Origin of the sequence: Mycetohabitans sp. B3 (assembly GCF_021498065.1) — a bacterium.
Lineage (GTDB): Bacteria > Pseudomonadota > Gammaproteobacteria > Burkholderiales > Burkholderiaceae > Mycetohabitans.
On the sequence record NZ_JAHLKN010000034.1, the window covers coordinates 1 to 22,314 of the forward strand.

Below are 22,314 nucleotides of genomic sequence, written 5' to 3' on the forward strand. Positions count from 1 at the left end.
CCGGTATAACCTCCTCACCAGCCTTAACCGCCGACAGGCTCCCGTCCTGATACAGTTTGCGCCAGTGAAATAGCTGGTTCGGATTCATGCCGTGTTGGCGCGCGACCATCGAGACCGATTTCCCTGGCTCGAAACTCTCCCGCACCATTGTCAGCTTCTGCTCCGCCCCTTCCCGATGCGGGACTTTCCCCTAGTACGACAGAGTATAATGTTGACTAGAAGGTGTCCAATGGAGTGGATCATGCCTACTGACAGACTTGGCCGTTATATGGCCAGCGATGTGTTTTTGGCACGCGCCAACGCGGCGGTGAAAAAGGCCGCCCATAACCTTGAAAAAAAGGGCATCCAGCCCGTTTACGTCGTGCGCGATCCAAAAGAGGCGGCTACGCAGGTATCGGGCGATGTCGTCAAGGTGAGCGTTGGAGCGTCCAGCGTAAAGCGCAAGACCTTTAAAGTCGCATGACCATCACGACCGCAGAAAAACAAGGCATTCCAGCAGTCATCATCTTCGCCGGGCCGAATGGCTCGGGGAAATCCACCATTACAGAGGCAGTCGTCGGCGACCCGGAGCAGTTCTCGGGAGAGTACATCAACGCCGACGACATTGCCCGCAGTCTTCAGGATCAGATCTCCGATTATCGCGAGCGTAACCTTAGGGCTGCTCGGATTGCGGAGCAGCGTCGTCTCCAGGCGCTGCTCGAGGGGCGCAACTTTGCCTTCGAAACGGTCATGTCCACACCTGAGAAAGTCGCGTTCATGACGCAGGCGAAGGCGCTTGGCTACCGCGTCTCTCTATTCTTCGTCACGACGGAAAGTCCTGAAATCAACGTGCTCCGCGTTGCTAACCGCGTGGCGGATGGTGGTCATGCCGTCGAGCCGGACGCGATTCGCCGTCGCTACGCTGCGACGATGGATTTGCTGCCAGCCGCATTCGAGCACGCCGACCAAGCGATTGTGCTCGATAACTCGGAAGCGCCCGGTAACTTGCGGATCGTCGCCACGAAGGCAGACGAAGATGTGGAGTTCCCAGTGGAGGATACCATCCTGCCGTGGGTCGCTGGGAAGCTGACCGATCCGTATATGCGGCGGCTCGCTTCGCGCAAACTGCTCTCGGCCATGCTATCTGATAGCCGGCCTGTTCGGGCCGCCGAGGCTGTGCACGGCAAGGATTACACCGGCATAGTGGTACGTGTTACCGAGCATCACGCGCTGCAAGACGTTTCAGGGGAATTGTTGTTACACGACCGACAACTCGCCGCGACGACGGTGTATGTCGTCGGCCAAAAGCAGACCGTGAGCTATCGGTATGAGCACGGCAAGATCGTGCCCATCGACGTGGTTTCGCCAGTAGCTCAGCATCGGGCACCAAAGCAAGGTTAGGATTGGATCGGGCGGCCTGCCACGAATCCAACCTTCCAGTCTCGCTTAGAGACGGTTTCATCAAGGCTACTGCGCTCGCTAAATGATGTTCCAGCAGATCAAGCAGCAGCCGAGTTTGAGAAACGCTTCCTGAATGTTAGCGCGACGTTCAAAGCGAATCCTGTTGGCTAACAGGATATGGATATTTTAGGCATCACGATAGGAATAAGCAAAAAATTTATTGCTTAGGTCTGCCCTTCGGACAGAAGAAAGCTCGAATTCAGCCTTAGCCGGTGCGGCATCGATTTCAAACACCGCTTAGTGTCATGAATTAAGAATTTATTGAATAATTGCCACCTGTAGTACCGTGTAGTGCATGCCACGGATACAAAGAGGCGGCGATGAGCGCAAGACCCAAGGCGGAACTCGTGTTGAGCGAAGCGGGACACGAGCAACTCATGGCGCTGACAATGCGCCGCAAGACGGTGCAGGCGTTGGCATGGCGAGCACGTCGTGCTGGCCTGCGCCGACAGCATCGATCAATACTAGGGGGTCACGGCGAAACTGCGGGTCGCCAGATCGCAAGAACGTGGCTAGACGAGCGTATAACTCGCATCGTTGGCCTTAGTGTCGACTACAAAGAAGAGGGCAAGCGACCGCAGTGAACCGAACCGAGCCGACGACGGCGTCGCTCCTTGACGTTCGAGTTAGCAAGGAAACGATTGTAGTATCGAACCCGGGTTTCGCTTCGACCATCAGTTCGTCACGGCTTGTCCGAAACCACCTGCCGATACCGAGGTTGCCTCATCGCAATCTCAGTGCGGCAAGTTTCGTCGCACCCCTTTCCCGATGTGAATCGGCCAGCCAGCACCGAGTTGCCGACATTAGCGGAGCGTGAACATTGTTATTTTGCCGTTCATAGCCGTCTTGCCCTGCCTGTGCCACTGAACACATACTGCCCATAAATGTTCAGTTTCTGTAAATCATAGAATGCTTGTTCGAGCACTGATCGCGGCCATGGACCGGTGGGACAAGGCAGGGATTTGGGTGTATTCGTTAAACACGCTCCGTCTCCTATTCCCCGAGAACGAACGCGCTATGCTCAAGGCGCTCGCACGCCACGAGCGTGCCGGACTGATTACGCATGTCGCACGCGGCCTCTATGTGAACCTCGTGCGAGGTCAATGCCACCCGATGCCGGCACGTCCAACGTCGCAGCCACTGCCGCAATACGCTGACCGGCTTTAACCAACCGCACCGCCTCCAGCTTGGATTCGAGCGTGTAGCGCGCCCGCGTCGTCTTGCTCGTCTTCTTGACGCTTCTTGCTTGAGTTTAAATGCTCAACAAGGGATTCGTTTTTCGGGAGCAACCTCACGGCGTAGCGTACACCGCTACGCCGTCCCTTGCTGATACTGAATCCGATGCAGGTTTGCATACAGACCGTCGCGGCGCAATAGCTCCGCGTGCGTCCCCTCCTCAACGATCCGACCGCCATCGAGCACAAGGATGCGATCGGCGCGCTCAATCGTCGACAGTCGGTGCGCGATCACCAGCGTGGTCCGCCCCCGCATCAGTACTTCGAGCGCTGCTTGCACATGGCGTTCCGACTCCGAATCGAGTGCCGACGTCGCCTCATCGAGGATCAAAATCGGCGCATCCTTGTAGATTGCGCGGGCAATCGCGAGCCGTTGCCGCTGTCCGCCGGACAGTCGCATGCCATTGTCGCCAACCAGCGTATCGATCCCCGCCGGCATCAACGCCACTGCCTCCGTGAGACTGGCTGCGCGTAGCGCGGCATCGACGCGCTCGCGCTCTACAGGCTGCCCATAGGCGACGTTAGCCGCAATCGTATCGTTGAACAGCACGACATCCTGACTAACGAATGCGATCTGTTTGCGCAGGTCCGGCAATCGATACTCGGGCAACGGCACGCCGTCGATCAACACGCGCCCGGCGGTCGGATCAAAGAAGCGGGGCAACAGGTTCACCAGCGTAGTCTTGCCGCTGCCGGATGGCCCGGCCAGCGCCACCATCTCACCCGGCGCAATCTTCAACGAGATGTCGTCGAGCGTCGGCCGCTGCGCTGCCCCATAGTCGAAACTCACCTGTTCGAATTCGACACTGCCGGTCGCACGATCAAGTTTCCGTTCGCCGCCGGCATCCTCCACCGGCTCGTCAATCAGGCCAAAAATCAGCTCGGCGGCCGTCATGCCGCGTGTCAACGGCTGGTTGACGTCGATCAAGTGCTTCAACGGCGAAATCACGAGCAACATCGACGTGACGAACGCGACGAATCCACCGACCGTCGTCTGGTCGTTCGCCGATTGGATCACGGCAATCGTAATCACCACGGCCAAAGCGATCGATGCGAGGAACTGCGTCAGCGGCTGAGCCAGGCCGCCGGAAATCGCCACCCGCATTGCATAGCCACGCAGGCGCCGGCTCATATGCATGAAGCGGCCCATTTCGTACGGTTCGCCGTTGTGCACCTTGACGACCTTGTAGCCGCCAACCGTCTCCTCGACGACGTACGATAGCTGGTTGGTCAGCATTTGCTGCTCACGATTGAGCCGGCGCAAACGCCGGTTAATCTTGCTGACCAGCCAGCCGATCGCCGGCAGGATCACCGCAACGATTAGCGTCAACCGCCAATTGAGGTAGAACAGATAGCCGAGCAGGAACACCACCGTCAACGAATCGCGCACAAGCGTGACTAGCACGTTCGTCAACACGTTGAGCACCTGGTTCACCTCGAACACGATCGCATTGATGATCGTGCTGGCCGTCTCACGCTGGAAAAAAGCGGCCGGTGCGCGCAGCATCGTCTGGAACATCTGCAACCGCAGGTCCAACAAAGCACGGTTCAGCACGTAGGACAATAAGTAGCCGGACGCGTACTGTGCAAGCCCACGAGCTAGCGCGAGCCCGATGATCGCCACCGGAACATACCAGTGAACCGACGAACTCGGGTCCTTCGTGCCAAAACCTTTGTCGATCAACGGTTTGAGCAACGCCGGAATGCCCGCCTCGGCCGCCGCCACCAGCCCCATCGATACGATCGCGAGCACGACCGCCCACCAGTACGGCCGCACGATCCGGCCGATGCGGGCCAGTACATCGACGTGCGCGACGGGTTTGGCCACGCTACTGGCCCCGCTGTTCTCAGGTGCAGTCAAATCAATCCTTTCGATGGTGTCAGCGCTGCGGATACTGGATTTCGACAGCGCCCGCGCTGAATTCGGCGCGCAGCAGGTTGAGAAGGTCATCGCTGGGCCTCACGCGCCACGCGTCGCCCAGCGTCGAGTCGCATTGCGCGCCAATGCCCTGGTAGCGGATTCTGACCCGCAAGCCGCCCGGCTCCGGGCCGCCACGCGCGTCGCCGTTGCGACGCCCGTTGCCGCCATCGCCCGCCGGGCCGCGCAGCGGGCCACCGGCATGACGCGCCCGACCCGACGTGCCGGCGACCATCGGCATCTGTTCGGACTGCGGGGTTGCCGCCAGCCGGTGCGGTTCGAGCAAATCACGCAACCGCCTCGGATCCGCATTGCCATTGATCGACAACAGTAGCGAGTCCGCATAGCGGCGGCGGGCGCGCTCCAGATCCATGACGATGTCGACGGTGAAGCGAATGCCACCGGTAAAGCTGTCGTTGCGCGCTTGTCCCTGCACGACCAGCAGTTCGTCTTCCTTAAAGATCGCGCGATTTGCGTCGTAGATCTCGTTGAAGACCGTGACCTCGCACTGGCCAGTGCCGTCATCGAGCACTGCGACCAGCATCTTGCCGCGTTGCGTCATCTGCGTGCGCATCGCCGTGATCACGCCAGCGATCACCTTGTCGCGCCCTTCCTTCAACTCCCCGATTTTCTGGCGCACGAAGCGTCGCACTTCGTCCTTGTATGCGTCGAACAAGTGCCCAGAAATATAAAAGCCAAGCGCCGCTTTCTCCTCCTGCAGCTTGCGCTTCTCCGTCCACGCCGGCTCGTCGACCAACTCATGCTGATGGCCGCTCGAGCCATCGGGCATGTCGAACAAGCCGCCCTGCAGCGCATTGGCGCTCGCCTGCTCGGCCGCCTCCATCGCCAGCGGCACCGACGCGAGCAGTTGCGCCCGGTTCTCGTGCAGCGAATCAAATGCGCCGGCCCGGATCAGCGCCTCGATCGTGCGGCGATTCACAATGCGGCGATCGACGCGCTCGCAGAAGTCAAACAGGTCGCTGAACGGCTGCGACTCGCGGGCCCGCAAGATCTCCTCGATCGCGTTCTGCCCACTACCCTTGATCGCACCCAGGCCGTAGCGGATCATCTTCGAGCGCTTGCCCGGCGCATCGGCCACCGGCTCGAAGCGGTAGGCCGACTGATTAATGTCCGGCGGCAGCACCGCCAGATGGTTCGCGATGCAGTCCTCGAAAAGGATCTTCACCTTGTCGGTGTCATCCATCGCAAGCGACATATTGGCCGCCATGAATTCGGCCGGATGATGCACCTTGAGCCACGCGGTGTAATACGCGAGCAGCGCATATGCCGCCGCGTGCGACTTATTAAAGCCGTAGCCGGCGAACTTCTCCATCAAGTCGAAGATCTCGTCAGCCTTTTCCGCGCTCAAGCCATTCTTGGCTGCTCCTTCACGGAACAACTCGCGATGCTTGGCCATCTCCTCAGGCTTTTTCTTGCCCATCGCGCGACGCAGCAAGTCCGCGCCGCCGAGTGAATAGCCGCCGATGATCTGCGCCATCTGCATCACCTGCTCCTGATAGACCATGATGCCATAGGTCTCCTTCAGGATAGGCTCGACGCGGGGATCCGGATATTCGACCGTTTCTCGCCCATGCTTGCGCGCGCAAAAGCTTGGAATCAGATCCATCGGGCCCGGCCGGTACAGCGCGACCAGCGCGATGATGTCCTCAAAGCGGTCGGGCTGCGCATCCTTGAGCATGCCTTGCATGCCGCGGCTTTCCAACTGGAACACCGCCACCGTATTGGCATTCTTCAGGATCGTGAACGACGCGGGGTCGTCCAGCGGCACCTGCGCGAGCGACCAATCCTGCTTGGACGGGTCCAGTCGCCGGATGTAGCGCTCGGCCCAATCGAGGATCGTGAGCGTGGTCAATCCGAGAAAGTCGAACTTGACGAGCCCGACGGCCTCGACGTCATCCTTATCGTACTGGCTGACGACACCACCGTCGTCACCCTGCGTGTACAGCGGACAAAAATCAGTCAGCTTGCCTGGCGCGATCAACACACCCCCGGCGTGCATGCCGACGTTGCGCGTCAACCCTTCGACGCGTTGCGCGAGTTCGAGCAACTGGCGCACCTCGTCCTCGTTGTCGAATCGCTCTTGCAGCTGCGGCTCCTCCTTCATCGCGTCGGCAATCGTCACATGCTTGCCGGGCTTAAACGGAATCAGCTTCGCGACGCCATCGGTGAAGTTGTAGCCCAAGTCCAGCACGCGGCCGATGTCGCGCACCGCAGCCTTTGCTGCCATCGTGCCAAATGTGGCGATCTGCGACACCGCATCGGCGCCATACTTGCTCTTCACATATTGGATCACGCGATCGCGGCCATCCTGGCAGAAGTCGATGTCGAAGTCCGGCATCGAGACACGCTCGGGATTGAGGAACCGCTCGAACAGCAGGTTGTAGCGCAATGGATCCAAATCCGTGATCCCGAGCGCGAACGCCACCAGCGAACCGGCGCCCGATCCCCGTCCCGGCCCCACCGGCACCCCATTGTTCTTGGCCCAGTTGATGAAGTCCGCGACGATCAAGAAGTAACCTGGAAAACCCATCTTGATGATGGTGTCACACTCGAACGCCAGCCGTTCTTGATACGTCTGGCGCTGCGCGTTACGTTGCGTCGCGTCCGGAAACAACTGCTCGAGGCGCTGCTCGAGTCCACTACTGGACAACTGAACGAGGTAATCGTCCAGCGACATCCCGTCCGGTGTCGGGAACAACGGCAGCTTGGGCTTGCCCAGTTCAAGCGTCAGGTTGCAGCGCTTGGCGATTTCCACCGTGTTGGCCAGCGCCGACGGGATATCGGCAAACAGCTCGCACATCTGCTGCTGCGTGAAAAAGTACTGGTCCGTCGAAAACCGCTTCGCGCGTCTCGGGTTGGCAAGTATGTCGCCTTCGGAGATACATACACGCGCTTCGTGCGCGGTGAAGTCCTCCGGCGTCATAAACTGCACCGGATGCGTCGCCACTACGGGCAGCCTCAACTGCGCAGCAAGCTCCACCGCCTGCTGTACATAAGCTTCGACACCCGGTTGCCGCATTCGCTGCAACTCGATGTAGAACGCATTCGGGAAGATCGCCGACCAGCGCTGCGCATGGCGTGCGGCCGCCTGCACGTTGCCCGCGGCCAGCGCGATACCGATGTCGCCGTGTTGCGCACCGGATAACGCCAGCAGGCCTTCGGCAAGGCCCGTTTCGAACCACTGGCAGTCAACCTCGGCCCGACCGCGGTACTGGTTCGTCAACCACGCGCGGCTGAGCAACTCGCACAGGTTTAGATAGCCACGCCGGTCCTTGACGAGCAACAACAGCCGTGCCGGCTTGTCGCGATCGTCGGGGTTCGAGACCCAGACGTCGGCACCGACGATCGGCTTGACGCCGTGCGCACGAGCCGCCTTGTAAAAACGCACCAGGCCGAACGCGTTGGCGAGATCGGTCAGTGCAAGCGCACCTTGCCCGTCTTCCGCTGCACGCTCGACCGCGTCGTCAAGACGCACGATGCCGTCGGCAATGGAAAACTCGGAGTGAACGCGCAGATGGACGAAGCGTGGATCAGACATAGAGGTATTTTACCTTGCGGGGAGCGACACCGACCGTCATGCTGCCGCGCCGGCCCTCACGACAGCATACCGGTCTGCGCCAGGCGGCCCAGTCGGCGAGACGAACTATGTGAGCGAGACGGCCTATGTGAATAAGCGCGACCGCTCGCTGACCAACTGGCTGATGCGGTCTGGGCGACGGATCGGCGATAATACAACCCTATGACGCCGGCGCCATCCCGGTCGATGGGCGGACCAAGCGCCCTTCTGCCCACAGTCGCCGCACGGCCATGCCTACGGTCGCCGCACGGCCACATTGATTTCTGTTTTCGCCAAGAGCAGCACACCATGAGTATCGTCAACCTTGCCGCCTACAAATTCATTTCGCTGGACGCGATCGACACGTGGCGTCCGGTGCTGCGACAGCGATGTGACGCGCTGGCGCTACGCGGCACGATTTTGCTAGCGCCCGAGGGCATCAACCTGTTCATCGCCGGCAGCCGCGAGGCAACTGACGCGTTCATCGACTACCTGCGCACCGACCCGATGTTTGGCGGTAAGTTCGCGGATTTGCCATTCAAGCAAAGCCTGTCGGACAAGCAACCGTTCCGACGCATGCTGGTCAGGCTCAAGCGTGAGATCATCACGATGAAGTCACCGGCGATACGGCCCGAAGCCGGCCGCGCGCCGGCGATCGATGCGCGCACCCTGAAGCAATGGCTCGATCGCGGGCACGATGACGCCGGCCGTCCCGTGGTGATGCTCGACACGCGCAATGCGTTCGAAGTCGACGTGGGCACATTCGACAACGCGATCGACTATCGGCTGACAAAGTTCAGCGAGTTTCCGGATGCTGTCGCGTCGCATCGAGACACACTGGCAGGCAAGACCATCGTGTCGTTTTGCACCGGCGGCATCCGCTGCGAGAAAGCCGCAATCCATATGCACAACATCGGCATCGACAGCGTGTACCAGCTCGATGGCGGCATCCTGAAGTACTTCGAAGAGGTGGGCGGCGCTCACTACCATGGTGACTGCTTCGTGTTCGATCATCGAACGGCGCTCAACCCGCAACTCGAACCGACCGGCACTGTGCAGTGCTTCGCGTGCCGCGCGGTCGTCACCCCGACCGAACAACGATCGCCGCTTTATGTCGCCGGCGAACAGTGCCCGCACTGCGCGAACGATGCGTGCCCGTCATCCGAGCCATCGGCACAGATCGCCACATGATGCGCGCCCTGTCGGGCCGCGATAGGCGCGGCTTGCCCACTGGTCATGACGTAAAAAACGCTTTGCGATGCAGAGGATAACCGGGAGCGCGTCGCCGCGCCGCTATCGCGGTCGTTTTGCGCCGTCCCCGAGCGGCCCACTGCATCAAGGCTCGCTGGTCAGCGCGCTAGCGAGCTACCTGGACGCGCGTGCGCATGACGGCATGTGGCTGGTCAGGATAGAGGACATCGATATACCGCGCACAGTGCCCGGCGCAGCAGAACACATCTTGAAGACGCTACACCGGCTCGGCATGCACTGCGATGAAACGCCGGTATGGCAAAGCACTCGTACCGCGCTGTATCAGCAAGCGCTCACGCAATTGGATACAGCGGGCCTGATTTATCCATGCGGATGCACACGCAAGGAAATCGCTGATTCGCTGCGGCGCACGCACGTTCGGCACACCACACTTGCCTACCCAGGAACGTGCCGAAGCGGATTGCACGGCAAGCCAGCGCGTGCGTGGCGCATTCGGGTGCCGGACGGGGAAAACGCAGTGATCGTCTTCGATGACCGCTGGCAGCATGCGCAACAGCAGAATCTCGCCACCGAGGTCGGCGACTTCGTGATGAGGCGCGCGGATGGACTTTGGGCCTACCAGCTCGCAGTGGTCGTCGACGACGCGCAGCAACAGATTACCGACGTCGTGCGCGGCGCAGACCTGCTCGATTCCACCGCGCGACAAATCTACTTGCAGCGCTGCCTCGGCTATCCAACGCCCGCTTATCTGCACGTGCCCGTGGTCATCAATGCGCAGGGCGAGAAATTGAGCAAGCAAACCGGCGCACCGCCGATCGACATCGACCGGCCGCTCAAGGCGCTACTGGCTGCGGCGTCGCATCTCGGGCTCGCGTTGGCGCCCCAGCGATGCACGACGCTGGAGGCGTTCTATCGTGAGGCGGTGCCCGCTTGGGGCGCGCGCCTGGCGACGCGCGCGTGACACGGTCACGAATTCCGGCGCGGCATGCCGAAGCCGCCCAGGAGCGCGGCCAGCGGTCGCTTCGACCCCTTCTTGTCGGTCGATGGGCTCGATTCCGCGCGTTCCGATGTCTGGCGGGCCGAAGGCGACGGCTCATACGGCTTCGTGAAAAAATCATCAACCGGCTGGGCGTCACGCATTGACGCGCGCACCCGGTCAGCGACGTGTGCATGACGATCGCGACGGCTGTCATCGCGATCGTCGTGATAACGCGAACGGCCTTGACGTGCCGGCCGGTCCAGTTCGAGCGGCTCGATGGTCAACGCTCGCTTGATCAGTTTTTCGATGTCCGCCAGTTGCTTACGCTCGTTGCCACTGAACAACGACAGCGCATCACCGGATGCCCCGGCCCGACCCGTACGCCCGATCCGGTGCACATAGTCTTCCGCATTGAACGGCAAGTCGAAATTAATCACCGCCGGCAACTCCGCGATATCCAGGCCGCGCGCGGCCACGTCGGTCGCAACCAAGGCCTCGATCTCGCCGCGTTTGAACGCATCCAACGCCTGCATCCGCTCGCTTTGCGAACGGTCACCATGGATTGCGGTGGCGACCACGCCATTGCGCTCAAGTTGCCTTGCAAGCCGGCTCGCACCGATCTTGCTGTTGCAAAAAACGATCACCTGCTTCAATCCACGCTGGCGAATCAACTGCACGACCGCCGCCGGCTTGTCCGGCTCGGCCACCTCGAAGACGATTTGCCGCACGTTCGATGCCGTCGAATTACTGCGAGCCACCTCAATCGTGACCGGATTGCGCAAGTAGGTCGACGCGAGCTTCTTGATTTCGGCAGAGAACGTCGCGGAAAACAGCAACGTTTGCCTTTGGTTCGGCAACAGGTTCAGGATTCGCTGCAAGTCGGGCAGGAAGCCCATGTCGAGCATCCGGTCGGCTTCGTCGAGCACGAGCATCTGCACCTGCGCCAGTGACGTGCTCTTTTGCTGCACATGATCGAGCAGCCGGCCGGGCGTCGCGATCAGGATCTCGACCCCGCGGCGCAATTCAGCCGTCTGTGGATTCATATCGACGCCGCCGAACACGACCGCGCTGCGTAGCGGGGTATGCTTGGCGTACGCATGCACATTGGCCGCCACCTGGTCCGCGAGTTCGCGCGTAGGCGTCAGAATTAACGCCCGCACCGGGTGACGTGCAGGAGACGCACTGGTACTGGCGAGCGGCAACAAGCGCTGGATGATCGGTAGCGAGAAGCTGGCCGTCTTGCCGGTACCGGTCTGCGCCGCGCCCATAACATCGCGTCCGGCCAGCACGATGGGAATCGCCTGCGCCTGGATCGGCGTCGGTTTCGTGTAGCCCTGTTCGCCTATCGCCTGAAGGATCGGCGCAGCAAAGCCGAACCCGTCAAATGACAACGGAGCGGCGGCTGGCGCGGAATTGGAGGCGGCGGCGCTTGCCGTAGCACCGCAAGCCCCCGCGTCAGTCGGGACGGAACGTGAGGTAATGGCTGAATCTGACATGTATGGGCGTTCGCTCAAGCGGCCGCGTGCGCGGCTGCCCCTAATGAAATACCAAAAATAGCTTTAAATTGTAGCACTTTACGCAGCCAAGGCTGGATCCGGCGCGACGGGGTGCATGCATTGCGTATCACCTGTGCGATTCACGGACATCGTTTCAACTAAAATGAGGCGATGGACACGAAGTCTCCTCGCCTCATTCTGTCCAGCCATTCACATCCGCCACAGTTCCATCGACAAATTGCTGCATATCCGGGTCGGCCATGTCCGCCTGGGCGACAAGCTGAGACTGGCGACGGCATTCTTGCACAAAGTCGGGGCGACGTGTATCTGGCACCCAGATTTGTATCGGGCGCAGTCCTGCCTTACGCAGTGCGCCGCGGTGTTTTTTGAACGCGTGAGTTTACATGAACCATACTGATCTCTTTTTGTTACATGTAACTTTTATGATTGTTATCCGTCACATGCAACCTCACTTATGCCGGCGAGTGTGGCAGCTACAACCTGACGGGTGACGCAATGCGGCCCGAGCGCCTGTGTTCAGCCGACTGAGGTTCAGCGCCTTACTCACGCGCACGGCAACGGGCAACCATGCGGCCACCGTGGCACCACCAGCACGCCCTGCACCTTGTCACTGGCCTTCAATGCTGGTAACGTCGTCTCTGTTGCCGCCTAGCAAAGAGGCCACCATCTTTCGTATTCGACCAGCTCCTCCTCGGCGCGCGGCCACATGTACGATCTCCTCGTTGGAACGTCCTGCCTGCGTCAGCACCGGCCCATATTTGAGCACCGCTTTCAACGCCTGGGCGCCGCCATTGCTCGCAATCTCCACGATATCGATTAGACTCAAGTCACGTTGCCGCAGCGTCGGCCCATGCTCAAGCACTGCCTTCAATGCTTGAGCGCCGCCGATATTGCCCGCCATTTTGACGATATCGGTCAGAGTAAAGCCGCGCTCATCCAGTGTTGGCCCATGCTCGAGCACTGCCTTCAGCGCCTGAGCCCCGCCGATATTGCCCGCCATTTTGACGATATCGCCCCGGCTGAAACCGCGTTCGCCGAGTGTCGGCTCAAGTTTAAGCACCGTATGCAGTGCCTGCGCCCCACCGTCATTGCGCGCCATTTTGACGATATCCGCTCGACTGAAACTACGTTTGCCTAGCGTTAGTCCAACGTCAAGCACCGAATACAGCGCCTGTGCCCCACCGCCATTGCCCGCGATTCTGACGATATCCGCTCGGCTGAAGCCGTGCTCGCGAAGCGTCGGCTCAAGCTCAAGCACTGCCTGCAGTGCCTGCAGTGCCTGCGCCCCACCATTATTGCTCGCGATCTTAACGGTATCACCCCGGCTGAAGCCGCGCTCGCGAAACGTCGGCTCAAGCTCAAGCACCGCCTGCAGTGCCTGCGCCCCACCGCCATTGCCCGCGATTTTGACGATATCCGCTCGGCTGAAACCGCGTTTGCCAAGCATCGGCCCACAGTCGAGCACCGCTTGCAACGCCTGGGCTGCGCAGTCATAGCTTGCAATTTTTAAGATATCAGCCCGACTCAGTACTTGAGCGAGCTCATCGTGCTGATTTGAGATAAACGCCAGGGTGGCACTACCACCATAATGTTTCTCAATCTTTATGCGTTCGAGTGGGCTGAGGTTAAGCCCGTTAGCCGATTGCTTGCCTTCTTGAGGCATAAACATCGCCGACATGGCTCAAACCGACGCTGAACCATCGGCACACCGGCCCTCTCGCACGAGCGAGCGCGCACTGGTTTGCGTAACCTCGTCCGCATCAAGCTCGACAAAAGATTGGGTATGGTTGGTAAGCTGAGCCCAAACACCTAGCCACCTATCCATTTCAAGCACTCCGTGCCATTGACAGACACGTACTTTGAATGGCAAGGCAAACACGTTGCGCTCGACAGCGAACGCTTCACCTACTGGGCGAAGCAAAGCGGATTACCCGACAATAAGCGTGAGCGCTCAACATAGCGAAGAGGCGCAAGTTATTTGAGCCGCAACCACTCAATGGCTGGCTCGAAGTTTTGACAGCGTGGGCACGCTTAGCTGCTTCGAGCGTCTCAACGAGCAATTCTTCAACGCTGGCTTCGCACAGTCGCGCCTACCAGACCTTGGCGGTCTGCCATTCTATCCTATTGTGTTGATGCGACAAAGCCATTGAAAACGACTTTGTACATACCTGATCAGCAATGGTTCGGAAAACCGTTCGCCCATGCGTTATATAGTCGGCACACGCCTATTCGCCTCTGCCCGGGTGGCATTACGACCTTACGCTTTCTTTCATCTTCGATACGTTCAGTATGGATTTCAATACCACGCCACCGCCAAACGCTCACAACGCCGCCATCTATGCGTCCATCGACTCACACAAAAGCGGTTCTGGCAACTCGCCCTCAAGCGGTTTCTTCAGCGGCGAGGACCCTAATACGGCTCAGCGGCAGGCACCAGCCAGTTATGCTGGCATGGCGCCTATGGATCGCGTTTATGCGTTTCTAAAGAAGACGTTGCGTGAGGAGGATGGCGCCAGGGAGGTCCGGCTAGAGCCGTTGCGTGAGCTTTTAGACGGGCTGCACAGAGACGTGGCGGACCCGTACGCGTTATTGCAAGCATTAGACAAGCTTGCCATGTCTGGGATCAATAAGTTTCCTCGCACTGAGCAAACCGAAGCGTTTACTCATATCTTTGCTGCATCTTTAAAAATCCCGAATAGTGAAGCGTTTCGGGACAAGATGATTCACCATTTTGAAGAAGATTATCGTTTACTGATTACGTGGGGCTTTGATGCTGATCAAAACTTCACGACCGAGTCGATGATCGCAGTATTCGATGACATCCTCTGCCGCACGATCAATAGTCCATTAGAGAAGCGCCGCGAGATACTGCCTGATCTTGCTCGCCTACTAGGCACTTATCCTTGGAACAGGGCCGAAGAGTGGGCCACCATCGAAGGGCGGCCATATAAGCCACTGCCTGAGTTGGGGCCGCGATTTGATCGCTTGTTGGACGAAATGACGCGACTGGACGATATTGGACGGGCTAGATTAAGCACAGAACTAGCCAGGCGGTTATTCCTGCTTCATTGTCTAGATCGAACTCATGTGCTAAAGCGATATCAGCGTTTGCTTAATTACGTCGAAGCGCTTCCCAAAGATTTACAATCTAGTTCCCGATATGAGCTGGGTCGAGCGATCCGCTGGCTGCCTGAGCGCATACGTCTTGCCGCCTACGAATCCATGCTGGAGGCGGCAAACCGATTAACGACATATAAAGGCGAGGCGTTGGCGGGCCTGCCCGAAGCGATGATTGGCTTGAGTGCTGCGGAGCAAAGCCGAAGGCTGCAACAGTGGAAATACGAAATCCTGCCCATGTTGGATCCACAAGATCAAAAGCCGATTGTTGCAGCATTTCTGGAAACATTCAGTAAACTAACCGAAGGTAACAATTCAGAGTTTGCGCTGACGCTGGCGCTTGATGGCTTTGACAGGATATCCAGCGGTCAAGGCATGAATAAAGATATGTTCAACGATATCATCCGGGGGATTACAAACAACGACGACTTAACACATTATTATTCTCCCGAAACGCTGGAACGTGTGCTCGATTTAAATAGCCAGCTTCCACCGCCAATACGAGAAATGCATTTACTTGATCTTGAAGATTGGTTTGATTTAAAGCTGGCAGGTAAGGCATTAAACAAGCAAGAACAGTTGTTGTTACCGATACAAGCTCGCATCCGGGATGAGCGAGCCAAGTTGACCCCTGAACCGCTATTTAACTTTGACCCTGACCCACCCCCGCTCACATGGTGGGAGGACTCCAATCAACCGAAGGCCGTTGATCGCGCGGGTAGCAATCGGCGTCACCGGTCATTTGTCGATTGGATCAAGGCGCGAATGGGCCGTCAATAATATAACGATAGCCGAACACCTTTGAGAGGGCGACGGCACGCGAGGCTAACGCAGTCCTGTTAAGCCGCCCTCTATACTTACGATCCACGGCGTTGTAGAGAAATAACTATTTACCTAAATTATTTAGCTCTTCTTCCATTTTTTTACTTAGGGATAGAATTTTTGACTGAATTTTATCAAGCTTCTTCATATTATTATCATATTCACTTCCGGATGACTTTAATTTTTGTGCGAATCTCTCATGGAAGCTTATTCCTTGTCTGATTGAATCAGGATTGTAGACATTAGAAAAACTCGTCAAGCTAGCGCTCAGCCGCCCCACGCGATAATACGATTCCCCTGCATTCCAACTTTGATTTTTGTCTTTCTGACTTGGCAAGTCTTGAGAACTGATTATTCTCTGCAGCTCTTTTTTGGAGTTTCTAACAAAATTGGACTTTTCTTGATATAGTTCCCTCGCCTCGGCACGTATCCTCATTCGATCGTCAGAATTATAATTACTTGTTCTGTTGCGCACTTCATGGTATAATGTGTAGGCATGGTTACTAAAATTATCTAATTGCCCGTGCAAATCTGCCGCCTTTTCCTCAAGAGTGACAACATTTTTATTCGACACTTTGCTGGATTTGCTTAGCCAAACATTGCTTACAAGTTTACTAAAATCAATATTATTATTTTTTTGCGAAATAGGCCGATTCACTGGCTTCTGGCCGGCAGAAATACTCCAATGCGCTTTGGCGTTTTTACTGGCACCCAAAGGTCGTATATTATCAAGAATAAAGTTCTGCCCTTTTTTGGCTGCAACACTGCTATTTTTCTGAATTTCTTTCCAGCCATTTTTTGTTTTTAATGAAAGTAAATTGGGAAATTTCCCGAGGCCAGGTAGTTTCACGATTGCTCCAAATTTTGCTTTCAATTCCGTGGTTGGATTCGGGGCGACATAGCCAATTTTTCGCTAACCCAAATCCGCATCCCTGCACGCGAACCGCCTTCGGGCCTTGCGATTGCCCACCGACACGTGACTACAATTCACTATACGGTTGCGTTTGCGCTCCGGCACGTTCATAGACGAAGCCATACACAACGATGCGCAGTTTGCTGCGCCACGTGGGCGTACACGCCCACGAGTAACACTGCGCGTCTTTTTCTTCAGTGGGCCGATGCCCAGCGCCCCATGCGCACGGCCATCCTCAACCGTGCTGTCTCTATCACCGCAGCGCTGTTGCCGCACATCGCATGGTCGCGTGTCTTCAATGCTGGTTGACCGCTGCGCCGCCGCGCGCAGCCATGTATACTGGCCCAGTGAGCTGTATCAACAAAAATTGCGACTCGTTGTCGTCAGCGAACCGATCCACGAGGCGCTGAGCGACTAAATGGGTCACCTGCCCGTGCCGTTGCCAGATGCCATACACGGCCAGTAGCGACGCACCGAGCACTTCCTTGCACTGACGCTCTAACAGCGACGGCCAGATAATCACGTTTGTGTGGCCGGTTTCATCTTCGAGCGTCACAAACAGCATGCCGTTGACGCCGCCCGGGCGCTGACGCACCGTCACCAGGCCGCACGCGCGCGCCAGTTGCCCGTCGCGATAGCCCTGTAGCGTCGTCGCCGGCAGCAAGCGATGCCGAAGTAGCTGCGCGCGCAGCTGCGCGAGCGGATGGCGCCCAAGCGTCAGGCCGAGCGCGCGATAGTCGTGCGCGATCGCTTGCCCCTCCGTGAGCGGCGCGAATGCCGGCGTCGCGTCGTCGGTGCCAGCCGCACGCAGCAGATCCTTGTCAGGCACTGCGGCGAGCGCGTGCCACAGCGCCGCGCGGCGATTGCCCGCGAGGCTCACCAGTGCGTTGGCGCCGGCCAACGCTTGCAGATCGCGCCGCGTGAGCTGCGCGCGCCGCGCCAGATCCGTCACATCCGAAAAGGGCCGCACCGCACGCGCCAATTCGATGCGCGCGGCCGCCTCCTTTGCTAAGCCGCGAATCAGCGACAGGCCCAGCCGCACCGGCGCCTCCAGGTCTTGCCCTTGCAGCGTGCTGTCCCAGTCGCTCACGGTCACGTCCGCTGGCAGCACCTTCGCCATGCCGACGCGCATCCTGCACCAGCTGTGACGGCGTATAAAAGCCCATCGGTTGGCTGTTGAGTAGCGCGCACAGAAAACGCAGCCGGCGCATGGCATTTAAGCCACGCACTCGCGTACACGAGCAGCGCGAAGCTGGCCGCATGGCTTTCCGGGAATTCCATATCTCCCAATATATAGTAAAGTGGTAGCATGTACAATAATAAAAGTCGAACCAAGTTCAGCGCCAGCTCGCGCTGGCCACCACCGGAGCGAAAACGATGCGGCCCGAACTGATGAACGAGAACCATTGACGGAGATTTCACCATGGCAACCGAGACCATTGACCAAAAGACCCTCACCCAACTCGTGGAAGCCGGCGCCGTGCGTGCGGCGCATGTCGTCGGCCATGGCAACGGCTGGACCATCGCGGCCAAGTACGGCCTGACCGAGCGTTTCCTGGCGGCCAAGCGCGGCGACGTGCGCGTGTTTCGCAAGCTCGAAACGCTGGTGGCCTTCCTGCGCGAACTGGGCATCAGCCGCTTCGACGTGGACGCAGCCGGCTTCGATCCGGCGTCGGCCGAGCGCACCACACGGCCCGACCGGTCGGCCGCGCTCAAGGAAGCGCACGCCGCACGGGCCTATGACAAGTGGTTCCGCGACCAGGTGCAGCAGGCGCTTGATGACCCGCGCCCTTCCCTTCCCCACGCCGAAGTCAAGGCCGAGTTTGCCGAGCGCCGCGCGGCGCTGCAGCAGCGGATCGCGAAGCGCGGGGGTAACGCTTGACCTTGGCGCTGCACTGGAACCCGAGGGCGCGCGAGGATCGCGCCGCAATCATGGACTACATCGCCGAGGACAATCCGGTGGCCGCGCTTGAGCTGGACGAGCTGATCGAGCAGAAGGCCGAGGCCTTGCCGGCGAATCCGACGCTGTACCGACCGGGGCGCGTGCGCGGCACGCGCGAGGCCGTGGTGACGGAAAACTACTTGATGGTCTACCGCGTGACGGACAAGCGCGTGGAGATCCTGCGCGTGCTGCATGCGCGCCAGCAGTGGCCAGCAAAAGGATAAGCCCATGTCGAATTTGAAGCCACTGTGCCTGACTCTCTACAACCCGTCGACTTCCATGTACCACCTCTACCGCGTCGGCAAGGACGGGCTGGTGCAGTTTCAGTCCTTTGGACCGGCTGAGCCCCGGCCGAGGTGATGCGGTGCGGACCGTGGCTACAAGGGTGGGGCCATTGATGGCGAGAAAATCTATCACCCGGGTTTGCGTCGTGGCATCACACGCGGCTTGCGGGCCATGATCCGGCGGCGCAGTGCAATCGAGCTCATACGCCGCCACTGACCGGTTTGATACGGCTAGCCGCCGTGCGTGCGCGCTCGCGGGCTTCGTCGACGCTCGATGCCACCGCCAACGCCACGCCCATGCGGCGCTTGACGAAGCTCTGCGGCTTACCGAATAGCCGCAGATCCGCGCCCGGCACCGCCAGCGCATCGGCAACACCGTCGAAGCTAATGCCTTTCTCGTCGCGACCGCCGTAGACCACCGCCGACGCCCCGGGCGAGCGCAACGCGGGATCCACCGGCAAACCCAGGATCGCGCGTGCATGCAGTTCGAATTCGGAAAAGCGCTGCGTGGCCAGCGTCACGAGCCCGGTATCGTGCGGACGCGGGCTGACCTCGGAAAACCAGACCCGATCGCCGCGGACGAATAGCTCGACCCCAAATAGCCCACGCCCACCTAGTGCGGCCGTCATCCGCTGAGCGACGTCACGCGCCCGCTCGAGCGCCAGCGGGCTCATAGGCTGCGGTTGCCATGATTCGACATAGTCCCCGTCTACTTGCAGGTGGCCCACCGGCTCACAGAAATACGTCGCGATCCCACCGTTTGCTGGATCAGTGGCTCGCACGGTGAGCAGCGTGATCTCATAGTCGAACTGCACAAAGCCCTCGACGATCACCCGGCCGTGATGCACACGCCCGCCCGACATCGCGCAATGCCAGGCCCGCTCAATGTCTGCAGCGCTCCTGAGCACGGACTGGCCTTTGCCGGAGGATGACATGACGGGCTTGACCACGCACGGGTAGCCGATACCGTCGTCGATCGCGGCTTGCAGCGCGTCGAGCGAGTCCGCAAACGCGTAGTGCGAAGTCGGCAATTGCAGTTGCTCGGCGGCCAGGCGGCGAATGCCTTCGCGGTTCATCGTCAATTGCGCCGCGCGTGCAGTGGGGATTACCTCGGCCAGTCCCTGAGCTTCAATTGCGGCAAGCTCGTCGGTGGCGATCGCCTCGATTTCGGGCACGATCAGATGCGGGCGCTCCTGCTCGACCAGTGCGCGAAGCGCGCAGCCATCGGTCATATCTATCACGTATGCACGGTGTGCGACCTGGTGGCCGGGGGCATCGGCATAACGATCGACCGCGATCACCTCGACGCCGAGCCGCTGCAACGCAATGACCACCTCTTTGCCCAACTCGCCGGCTCCGAGCAGCATCACACGGGTCGCGCCCGGCGACAATGGCGTGCCGAAACGCCGGTGATGAAACGAACTGACGGACATGAATTCCCCTTTGATGTAGCCAAGACTGATAGTGCGGCATGGCCGGCGATGTTAACATGCTGCCCCTTCGCGGGGCTGCTCGCCGCACACGCAGGTTGCATCGGCCATCGATATGCGCTCAGCACCGGTGGTCGCCACGGCATTCACATCGAGCAGTTAAACTTGCTCCTTGGTCCGCGATCGTCGTCCGGCAGTGCGGCACCTGCTTTCTCTGACTGATTCTATTCAAGCATGCTCAGCGTGGTTCTCGGCGGATTCGGATTTTCCACAGCCTGGCTCATCGTCTTCGCGTGGCGGCTCGCGCGTGCGCTGTGGCCGGGCAGCGCCGGCCTGCAGGGGCCCGGGACGATCCGCCTGTGGCTTGGCACCGTCGTCGTCTTGGTCGCCAGCAGCGCACTGGAGGCGCAGCTCGCCACGCATGCCGCGTACGACGCGATCGGCCGTGCAAGCGCCGCGGGCCTGGCTGCGCTGCTGGGCACACCCGCGTCGATCGTCGTGTTCACACTGTTGTGGATCGCCGCACTGCCGTGGCTATTTGGCGCCCAATGGCCGTCATGCCTCGCGTACCTGGACCGTACTTTCGGCCTAGGCATCGGTATCGGCACACGCCGCCCGTCGCGCGACGAACAACACGAACGCCCGACACGTCGCCCCACCGGCGGCGGCGCAACGCAGAGTCCGCGCAAAAGTTATTTTTGCGCGCTCGGCAACGGCGGTTTTGGCCCGAACGATACGCGAGGCAAACGCGCGTGCGCCTCCCGCTGGCCCGACGCGCGCCGCGTGCCGAAGCACCTGGGCATGACACGCGGTTTTACGGCCCCATCGCCGGACGCCCGGTTCGAGTCGGCGGGTCCATCGGCGCGCCTTCATGATCACGGCCGCGGGCCGGCGACCGCGCTGTCCGCCGCCACGTCGCCGCCTGCGGTGTCGCCAGGGGCCACCCCGGCGCCGTGCACCGCCCCGGCGCCCAACACCTCGAAGGTTCTTTCGCGCGGCAGAAACGAACCGCTGAAGACGGCGGGAACCCTGCGCGTGACAAGGCCGGCCTCCCTGGTGCGGCCGGCCGCGCCCCCGTACGCGGCCCATTCGCGCGCTATCCCGCGCACAGCCGTGCCCGACGGTGACGAAGCGCGCCGCATGATGCCGCGTGGCGGCGCCCCCGCCGCGCCCGCTCCCCGGCTAGTGCCGTCGCGCACGCCGCCGCGCCCGTATCGGCCGAGCGACAACTACCTAGAGCGTGCTGCGGCGCAGCGCGCCAGCCCCGCGAGTGGACCAGCACAACTGGACGGCGTGTTCGCTGCCCCGCCTGCACCGCCAACGCCGCCAAGCATCGTGGCGGCACTGCGCGCGATCGAGCAACAAGCAGCGCAATGGACCGCGCTCGCCGGCGCAAGCCTTGACCGACGAGCGAGTCGCCACGGCAACACGGCCACCGCGCTGCCAGAAGCGCCCGTGCCTGCTGCGTCACCGCTGGCTCAACCCTCGTCAGAATCTGCGGCAATACCTCACGATCCGGCCCCGGCGACGCTCGCTCCAACGTCCCCTGTTACGTCTTCGTCGGCGTGTGCAGCGCCGCGATTGGATCCGGACCAGTCAAGGCCCGCTGCGACACCGCCTGACGCAGCCACACCGGAATGGGCTCTCACGCCGCCGACCCGATCGTCGTCGGAATCCGACTCGCCACCATTGGCCCCCCTCCCGCCAGCGCGTGCCGAGACGCCTTTGGACACCCTTCGCTCGCCTGAGCTGCGCGTGGATGCACCGCCAGACCTGTCCCCCGCCGCTCCCCCACCTGTCGTCCCGCCGACTGCCCGGGTCGCGGCAGCAACAGCTGCCACTGCCGTCTCCGCACCGGCACCCTTGCCAGTGTCAGCACCGACATCTACACCCGAGCCAATGTCCATGCTCGAACCGATATCCACGCC

The 22,314-nt window shown here is 60.1% G+C and carries 16 protein-coding genes and 2 pseudogenes; 9 read left to right on the plus strand and 9 right to left on the minus strand.

What is annotated here, in order from left to right; all coding sequences use genetic code 11:
• A partial coding sequence (locus tag KQH55_RS09970) for a transposase (RefSeq protein WP_255763123.1) occupies positions 1 to 154 on the minus strand: 154 nt, incomplete at its 3' end.
• Positions 155 to 229: 75 nt separating this feature from the next.
• Here KQH55_RS09970 and KQH55_RS09975 point away from each other — a divergent pair.
• The 3 genes from KQH55_RS09975 to KQH55_RS16935 all read left to right on the plus strand — a co-directional run bounded on the left by KQH55_RS09975 (position 230) and on the right by KQH55_RS16935 (position 2,024).
• A complete protein-coding gene (locus tag KQH55_RS09975; protein ID WP_076795910.1) occupies positions 230 to 463 on the plus strand; it encodes a hypothetical protein in 234 nt (77 codons plus the stop codon).
• Positions 460 to 1,380, plus strand: a complete 921-nt coding sequence (locus KQH55_RS09980; RefSeq protein ID WP_076795913.1) for a zeta toxin family protein — start codon at positions 460 to 462, stop codon at positions 1,378 to 1,380. The genes KQH55_RS09975 and KQH55_RS09980 overlap by 4 nt, the downstream gene beginning before the upstream one ends.
• Before the next feature lie 380 nt (positions 1,381 to 1,760).
• Entirely contained in the window at positions 1,761 to 2,024 is a 264-nt protein-coding gene (locus KQH55_RS16935; protein ID WP_373566382.1) for a hypothetical protein, read from the plus strand.
• Between the two features lie 727 nt (positions 2,025 to 2,751).
• Here KQH55_RS16935 and msbA read toward each other — a convergent pair.
• A complete protein-coding gene (gene msbA / locus KQH55_RS09990; protein ID WP_235090720.1) occupies positions 2,752 to 4,626 on the minus strand; it encodes a lipid A export permease/ATP-binding protein MsbA in 1,875 nt (624 codons plus the stop codon).
• On the minus strand, positions 4,556 to 8,152 hold the full coding sequence (gene dnaE / locus KQH55_RS09995) for a DNA polymerase III subunit alpha (protein WP_235090721.1): 3,597 nt from the start codon (positions 8,150 to 8,152) through the stop codon (positions 4,556 to 4,558). The genes msbA and dnaE overlap by 71 nt, the downstream gene beginning before the upstream one ends.
• 327 nt (positions 8,153 to 8,479) lie before the next feature.
• Between dnaE and KQH55_RS10000 the strand changes: the two genes are divergently transcribed.
• Both KQH55_RS10000 and gluQRS read left to right on the plus strand, forming a co-directional pair.
• On the plus strand, positions 8,480 to 9,361 hold the full coding sequence (locus tag KQH55_RS10000; protein WP_235090722.1) for a sulfurtransferase: 882 nt from the start codon (positions 8,480 to 8,482) through the stop codon (positions 9,359 to 9,361).
• 67 nt (positions 9,362 to 9,428) lie between these two features.
• Positions 9,429 to 10,343 carry a tRNA glutamyl-Q(34) synthetase GluQRS gene (gene gluQRS, locus KQH55_RS10005; RefSeq protein ID WP_235090723.1) on the plus strand — a complete coding sequence of 305 codons (915 nt, stop codon included), beginning with the start codon at positions 9,429 to 9,431 and terminating at the stop codon, positions 10,341 to 10,343.
• 5 nt (positions 10,344 to 10,348) lie between these two features.
• Here gluQRS and KQH55_RS10010 read toward each other — a convergent pair whose 3' ends face one another.
• The 3 genes from KQH55_RS10010 to KQH55_RS10020 all read right to left on the minus strand — a co-directional run bounded on the left by KQH55_RS10010 (position 10,349) and on the right by KQH55_RS10020 (position 13,556).
• Complete coding sequence (locus KQH55_RS10010; protein ID WP_373566383.1) at positions 10,349 to 11,857, minus strand: DEAD/DEAH box helicase; 1,509 nt, start codon at positions 11,855 to 11,857, stop codon at positions 10,349 to 10,351.
• Positions 11,858 to 12,050: 193 nt separating this feature from the next.
• On the minus strand, positions 12,051 to 12,191 hold the full coding sequence (locus KQH55_RS10015) for an antitoxin MazE-like protein (protein WP_235090727.1): 141 nt from the start codon (positions 12,189 to 12,191) through the stop codon (positions 12,051 to 12,053).
• 294 nt (positions 12,192 to 12,485) lie between these two features.
• Complete coding sequence (locus tag KQH55_RS10020; protein WP_235090729.1) at positions 12,486 to 13,556, minus strand: TAL effector repeat-containing protein; 1,071 nt, start codon at positions 13,554 to 13,556, stop codon at positions 12,486 to 12,488.
• A 611-nt stretch (positions 13,557 to 14,167) separates the two neighbouring features.
• Between KQH55_RS10020 and KQH55_RS10025 the strand changes: the two genes are divergently transcribed.
• On the plus strand, positions 14,168 to 15,775 hold the full coding sequence (locus KQH55_RS10025; protein ID WP_235090731.1) for a hypothetical protein: 1,608 nt from the start codon (positions 14,168 to 14,170) through the stop codon (positions 15,773 to 15,775).
• A gap of 106 nt (positions 15,776 to 15,881) precedes the next feature.
• On the opposite strand, the gene KQH55_RS10030 is transcribed toward KQH55_RS10025, so the two are convergent.
• Together KQH55_RS10030 and KQH55_RS10035 are read right to left on the minus strand one after the other, a co-directional pair.
• Entirely contained in the window at positions 15,882 to 16,667 is a 786-nt protein-coding gene (locus tag KQH55_RS10030) for a hypothetical protein (protein WP_235090733.1), read from the minus strand.
• Positions 16,668 to 17,087: 420 nt separating this feature from the next.
• Positions 17,088 to 18,017, minus strand: a pseudogene (locus KQH55_RS10035) (OB-fold nucleic acid binding domain-containing protein); the annotation flags it as partial.
• Positions 18,018 to 18,153: 136 nt separating this feature from the next.
• On the opposite strand from KQH55_RS10035, the gene KQH55_RS10040 reads away from it, so the two are divergent.
• Both KQH55_RS10040 and KQH55_RS10045 read left to right on the plus strand, forming a co-directional pair.
• On the plus strand, positions 18,154 to 18,612 hold the full coding sequence (locus KQH55_RS10040) for a hypothetical protein (protein ID WP_076786312.1): 459 nt from the start codon (positions 18,154 to 18,156) through the stop codon (positions 18,610 to 18,612).
• Positions 18,609 to 18,896: a type II toxin-antitoxin system mRNA interferase toxin, RelE/StbE family gene (locus KQH55_RS10045; RefSeq protein ID WP_076786310.1), complete on the plus strand. Its 288-nt coding sequence runs from the start codon at positions 18,609 to 18,611 to the stop codon at positions 18,894 to 18,896. The genes KQH55_RS10040 and KQH55_RS10045 overlap by 4 nt, the downstream gene beginning before the upstream one ends.
• Positions 18,897 to 19,156: 260 nt before the next feature.
• Here the strand turns inward: KQH55_RS10045 and purT are convergent, their stop codons facing one another.
• The gene (gene purT, locus KQH55_RS10050; protein WP_235090735.1) at positions 19,157 to 20,389 is read right to left on the minus strand and encodes a formate-dependent phosphoribosylglycinamide formyltransferase; all 1,233 of its coding nucleotides are present in this window, start codon (positions 20,387 to 20,389) and stop codon (positions 19,157 to 19,159) included.
• Positions 20,390 to 20,620: 231 nt separating this feature from the next.
• Here purT and KQH55_RS10055 point away from each other — a divergent pair.
• Positions 20,621 to 22,314: pseudogene (locus KQH55_RS10055) on the plus strand (hypothetical protein); the annotation flags it as partial.

Bases quoted from the DNA above. Each gene is read 5' to 3' on its own strand.
- msbA (WP_235090720.1), bottom strand. From the start codon at position 4,626: ATGACCTTCTCAACCTGCTGCGCGCCGAATTCAGCGCGGGCGCTGTCG.
- purT (WP_235090735.1), bottom strand. From the start codon at position 20,389: ATGTCCGTCAGTTCGTTTCATCACCGGCGTTTCGGCACGCCATTGTCG.
- KQH55_RS09975 (WP_076795910.1), top strand. From the start codon at position 230: ATGGAGTGGATCATGCCTACTGACAGACTTGGCCGTTATATGGCCAGC.
- dnaE (WP_235090721.1), bottom strand. From the start codon at position 8,152: ATGTCTGATCCACGCTTCGTCCATCTGCGCGTTCACTCCGAGTTTTCC.
- KQH55_RS10000 (WP_235090722.1), top strand. From the start codon at position 8,480: ATGAGTATCGTCAACCTTGCCGCCTACAAATTCATTTCGCTGGACGCG.
- KQH55_RS10020 (WP_235090729.1), bottom strand. From the start codon at position 13,556: ATGTCGGCGATGTTTATGCCTCAAGAAGGCAAGCAATCGGCTAACGGG.
- KQH55_RS10040 (WP_076786312.1), top strand. From the start codon at position 18,154: ATGGCAACCGAGACCATTGACCAAAAGACCCTCACCCAACTCGTGGAA.
- gluQRS (WP_235090723.1), top strand. From the start codon at position 9,429: ATGCAGAGGATAACCGGGAGCGCGTCGCCGCGCCGCTATCGCGGTCGT.
- KQH55_RS09980 (WP_076795913.1), top strand. From the start codon at position 460: ATGACCATCACGACCGCAGAAAAACAAGGCATTCCAGCAGTCATCATC.
- KQH55_RS16935 (WP_373566382.1), top strand. From the start codon at position 1,761: ATGAGCGCAAGACCCAAGGCGGAACTCGTGTTGAGCGAAGCGGGACAC.
- KQH55_RS10025 (WP_235090731.1), top strand. From the start codon at position 14,168: ATGGATTTCAATACCACGCCACCGCCAAACGCTCACAACGCCGCCATC.
- KQH55_RS10010 (WP_373566383.1), bottom strand. From the start codon at position 11,857: ATGTCAGATTCAGCCATTACCTCACGTTCCGTCCCGACTGACGCGGGG.